Annotated in this window: 4 protein-coding genes, 1 other RNA gene and 1 pseudogene; 5 read left to right on the top strand and 1 reads right to left on the bottom strand. The window is 60.8% G+C overall.

Translation table 11 applies throughout. The annotated features are described in order from the left end of the window. Positions 1-8 precede the first annotated feature (8 nt). On the top strand, positions 9-1214 hold the full coding sequence (locus tag EOA85_RS27945; RefSeq protein WP_127211917.1) for a multidrug effflux MFS transporter: 1206 nt from the start codon (positions 9-11) through the stop codon (positions 1212-1214). 440 nt (positions 1215-1654) lie between these two features. Here the strand turns inward: EOA85_RS27945 and ssrA are convergent. Continuing rightward, positions 1655-2013: a transfer-messenger RNA gene (ssrA, locus tag EOA85_RS27935) on the bottom strand. A 170-nt stretch (positions 2014-2183) separates the two neighbouring features. Here ssrA and EOA85_RS27930 point away from each other — a divergent pair. From EOA85_RS27930 to EOA85_RS27915, 4 genes and pseudogenes are all read left to right on the top strand, one after another. Then, entirely contained in the window at positions 2184-2495 is a 312-nt protein-coding gene (locus tag EOA85_RS27930) for a DUF2853 family protein (protein WP_127211916.1), read from the top strand. 164 nt (positions 2496-2659) lie between these two features. After that, positions 2660-3454, top strand: coding sequence for a thymidylate synthase (locus EOA85_RS27925; protein WP_029351381.1), 795 nt, complete (start codon positions 2660-2662; stop codon positions 3452-3454). 292 nt (positions 3455-3746) lie between these two features. Continuing rightward, complete coding sequence (gene modA, locus EOA85_RS27920; RefSeq protein WP_127211918.1) at positions 3747-4541, top strand: molybdate ABC transporter substrate-binding protein; 795 nt, start codon at positions 3747-3749, stop codon at positions 4539-4541. Positions 4542-4555: 14 nt separating this feature from the next. Next, a pseudogene (locus EOA85_RS27915) lies at positions 4556-4786 on the top strand (molybdate ABC transporter permease subunit); the annotation flags it as partial.

Here is a 4786-nt window from a genome sequence, read left to right as displayed (position 1 = left end):
AGGCTATCATGAGTCCCCGATTCCTCCGCATCGCGATCGTGCTCGGCCTGTTGACCGCCATCGGTCCGTTTGCCATCGACATGTATCTTCCGGCGCTGCCTTCGATCGGCGCGGATCTGCAGGCCAGCACTGCTGCCGTGCAGATGAGTTTGCTGATCTTCTTCCTGTCCATGGGGTTTGGCCAGATCGTGGTCGGACCGATCTCCGACATGGTCGGGCGCAAGCTGCCGCTCTATGGCGGCCTCGCACTGTTCATGGTCGGCGGCATCGGCTCGGCGCTCGCTCCCTCGATCGAATGGCTGATCGCCTTCCGTTTCCTGCAAGGGCTCGGCGCCAGCGCAGGCATGGCGGTGCCGCGCGCCATCGTGCGTGACCTGCACACCGGCACCGACGCTGCCAAGCTGATGTCGCTCTTGATGCTGGTGTTTTCGGTGTCGCCGATCTTGGCGCCGCTGACCGGTAGCGTGATCATCGAGAATTTCGGCTGGCGTGCCGTGTTCTGGACGGTAACGGGTGGGGCGGTGCTCGCCACCGTCCTGCTGGCGACCTCTCTCAAGGAGACGCGGCCGGTCGACGCGCGTGCAGGCGGTTCGTTCGGCACCGCGCTCTCGGCCTATCGCTTCCTGATGGGCGACCGCAACTTCCTTGGCCTGGCGTCTATCGGCGGCTTCGGGATCGCGAGCTTCTTCGTCTATCTATCGAGCTCCTCCTTCATCCTGATCGACCATTACGGGCTGTCGCCGACGGTCTACAGCGTGTTCTTCTCGATCAACGCGGTCGCCTTCATCGGCATGTCGCAGTTAACGGGGGTGCTGTCCGAACGGTTCGGGCTAAGGCCCGTGGTGCGGGTCGCGGTGGTCGGCTATGCGACGACGATGGTGGTGCTGTTCGCGGTGATGGCGTCCGGCGTCGACCGGCTCGACGTGATGGCGGTGCTGCTGTTCGTCGGCTACGGGTTCCTCGGCCTGGTGATCCCGACGACTTCGGTGCTGGCCATGGAGGAGCATGGCGCGATCGCCGGCACGGCCTCGGCGCTGATGGGCACGCTGCACTTCGCGATCGGTGCGGTCGCCATGGGCATCGCCGGCGTGTTCTTCGACGGCACGCCGCTGCCGATGGTGGCCGGCATCACGCTTTGCGCGGTGATCTCGTTCGTGCTAGCCAAGGTCACGCTTGGACGTGGGCGGGAGGTTGTCGAAGCGCCGGCAGAGTAGAGGCTTTCCGGCGAGAGCATGAAAAGGCCGGGTCATTCCCGGCCTTTTTCACGTCTGGGCTCAAGCTGCAAGCCCGCCTCGACCAAGATAATCGCAGTCGCGCCTCGACCGGCACCAAGGGCAACGGGACCAGGTCATAGCCCAATTCGGTGTAGATGCTGGCCAGCGCGTGATAGGTGCGTTCGGCTTCGTCGCTCGCAATCCTGCCAAAGAATCTCGCGCCATGGCGGGGCGATGAAGACATGACTGACGTAGCGGAAGTGTTGGGCGGCATTCCTGATGTGGTCGGGCACCGGCAGGCCAGTGAGGTGCAGATAACCAAGAGTGTCCGGCGCAGCTCCCAGGCAGCAAGACAGCGTCGCGAAGGGGCATAGCGCAAGAAGCGCGGCCAGCAAGCCTGCTGCCGTTATCGTATCGAAGAGGTGGAATCGAAGGGGAGAAGTGGAGGTTTCTGTTGCCAGGTACCTCCGAACCCCGCCTAGAAGTGCGAACCACTAGGGCTTGAATTGAAGCTATCGCACCGCTTACGCGGCGAGACGTGCTTCCGCATAGTTGTCGTTGGCAACTATAAGTTTAGCCCGATAACGGTGGTACAATGCCGGGCAAAAGTACGATCTTTACACCTTCGTCGATCCTATTTCGCCCCCAGCAAAAGCCGCTCATCGATAACAGCGGTTTTTGGTGGAGGCGCCGGGTACCGCCCCCGGGTCCGAACGGCTTATTTCATCGCCTGTTTATCGCCATAGTCGGTCGAGCCGACCAAACAGATATAGGGACCGATCGTGGAAAATGAAAGGCCTCAATTGAGGCTTTGTCGCTGTGTCAAACAGCCCTCGCGAAGGCTTGACTTGTCAACCGTCTCAACCCAAGCTTGCGGCGGTGAGGAGTTACCGACTTAGCGCACATTTTGCCGCAGCGCGCCACGACCCTCATCGACCGGATCCCGTGGCGCTGACGAGGGGAATTTTGATGGCCGATTATCTTGCAGACGTGAAGAAGTACGACGCCGCGGCAGATGCCGACGCGGTCGCCAAGATCGTGAAGCATTTGGGCATTGCGCTCAGGAATAAAGATTCCTCGCTGGTGTCCTGCACGGATCCCAAGGAACTCGATCGCGTCAAGGCCAACTGGGTTGCCAAAAAGCTCGGCATAGCCGACGGCAGCATGGCGGACGCGGCCATCGAAAAGACTTGCAGGGCGATGGAGGCCGACAACACCAAGAGCCGCGTGACCTTCTATTACCTGGTCGCCAAGGATCTGGGTAAGCTCGCCAGCATCTGAACAATCATCCTGCCTCGGCGGATGCTGGTGCGATTCCCGCGCCAGCCCGGAGCATGGCCGCGAGTGTCTTGTCTTAAGATTCTGCGCTTTGATATGTTCGGCCAGCAGCCAGTCGGTTATGATGGCCGGTAACCCGAATCGAGTCCCGAATCGAGCCGAAGCCGATGCGCCAGTACCTCGACCTCTTGAAGCACGTGCTGGAAAACGGCGCCGATCGCGGCGACCGCACCGGCACCGGAACGCGCTCGGTGTTCGGCTACCAGATGCGCTTCGATCTTGCGCGCGGCTTTCCGGTCACCACCACCAAGAAGCTTCACCTGAAGTCGATCGTGCATGAACTTCTGTGGTTTCTGGCCGGCGACACCAACATCAAATACCTCAACGACCACGGCGTCTCGATCTGGGACGAATGGGCCGATGAGAATGGCAACCTCGGCCCGGTCTATGGCAAGCAATGGCGCTCCTGGCCGGACGGCCATGGTGGCACCATCGACCAGATTGCCAATCTCTTGAAGGAGATACGCAAGAATCCTAATTCCCGAAGGCTGATCGTTTCGGCGTGGAACCCGGCTGAAGTGGAAGCCATGGCGCTGCCACCCTGTCATTGCCTGTTCCAGTTCTATGTCTCGGAAGGCAGGCTTTCCTGCCAGCTCTATCAGCGTTCCGGCGATATCTTTCTCGGCGTGCCGTTCAACATCGCTTCCTATGCGCTGCTCACCTTGATGGTGGCGCAGGTGACGGGGCTGAAGCCCGGCGATTTCGTCCACACGCTGGGCGACGCGCATCTTTACGCGAACCATTTCGAGCAAGCGCGCGAACAGTTGCGGCGCACGCCCAAGGCGCTGCCGACGCTGTGGATCAATCCAGAGGTGAAGGACCTCTTTGCCTTCCGCTTCGAGGATTTCCGGCTGGAAAACTACCTCGCCGATGCGACGATCAAGGCGCCCATCGCGGTGTGAGCCGCAAACATCGGGCTTCTACCTACCTTGTTTCGAAATTGTTCGGCTGTAGCGCTGTGCCGTCCGCCCGCGATGCCGACCACGACATCAGATGCTTTGACCTGCCTCGTCGGCCCTGCGATGTCGCGCTGTATCCACCGCTACTTATCGCGGCGGTGGCTGCACCATGCAAGGCCATTGGCTGGGCCATTGTTCGGGCTAAGTCTGGCAAAAGCCCTTCCCCTGTTATATTCACATGGATATATCGATTGGCAGGCTCGCGATCGGATTTTCAAGCCCAGGAGAGTTCATGCTGGTGCGCAACGGTTTCGGAGTGAAGGCGGCTGCCATTGGCGGCCTGACAGCGATGTTGATCAACGCCATGCCGGTTGCCCATGCGGATGACAGACTGATCGTCTTCGCCGCGGCAAGCATGAAGAACGCCCTGGACGCCGTGAACACCGCCTGCGAGGCCGATGTCGGCGAAGTGGCAACCATTTCATATGCGGCAAGCTCCGCCTTGGCCAAGCAGATCGAGGGCGGCGCGCCAGCCGATGTCTTCATCTCAGCCGACCTCGACTGGATGAAATATCTGTCCGACAAAAAGCTGACCAAGCCGGATACCGAAGTGAAGTTGCTCGGCAACCAGATCGTGCTGGTGGCGCCGAAGGATTCGTCGGTCGAAACCAGGATCGAAAAGGGTTTTGATCTTGCCGGGCTGATCGGCGACGGCAGGCTTGCCATGGGCGATTTCAAAGCGGTGCCGGCCGGCAAATATGGCAAGGCCGCACTTGAATCGCTCGGCGTCTGGTCCTCGATCGAAGGCAAGGTGGCACAGGCCGAGAATGTGCGCGCAGCGCTCAAGCTGGTCTCGACCGGCGAAGCAGCACTCGGCATCGTCTACGCCACCGACGCGCACGCCGAGCCCGGCGTCAAGGTGATAGGCACCCTCCCGGAGGATTCGCACCCGCCGATCGTCTACCCGGTTGCGCAGATGGCGGATTCGACGGACAAGGATGCGCCGGCATTTTTGGAATGCCTGCAATCCGCCAAGACAGGCGAGATCTTCAAGGCGCAAGGTTTTACGGTCCTTACGCCGAGCAACTGAGGCACGCCAAAAAGATGAACTGGCTGCTGGATCTCACTCCCGACGAATGGAATGCGGTCCGGCTGTCGATCAAGGTGGCGACAGTGGCGATCATCGCCAGCCTGCCACCCGGCATATTGATCGCGCTTGTGCTCGCACGTGGACAATTCTGGGGCAAGACGCTGCTCAACGGGCTGGTGCATCTGCCGTTGATCCTGCCGCCGGTGGTTGTCGGCTATCTGCTGCTGCTCTCCTTCGGCACGCGC

Source organism: Mesorhizobium sp. M5C.F.Ca.IN.020.29.1.1 (genome assembly GCF_003997375.1).
GTDB lineage: Bacteria > Pseudomonadota > Alphaproteobacteria > Rhizobiales > Rhizobiaceae > Mesorhizobium > Mesorhizobium wenxiniae.
Note: the sequence above shows the minus strand (reverse complement) of the source record. Positions and strands in the feature narration are given on the sequence as shown.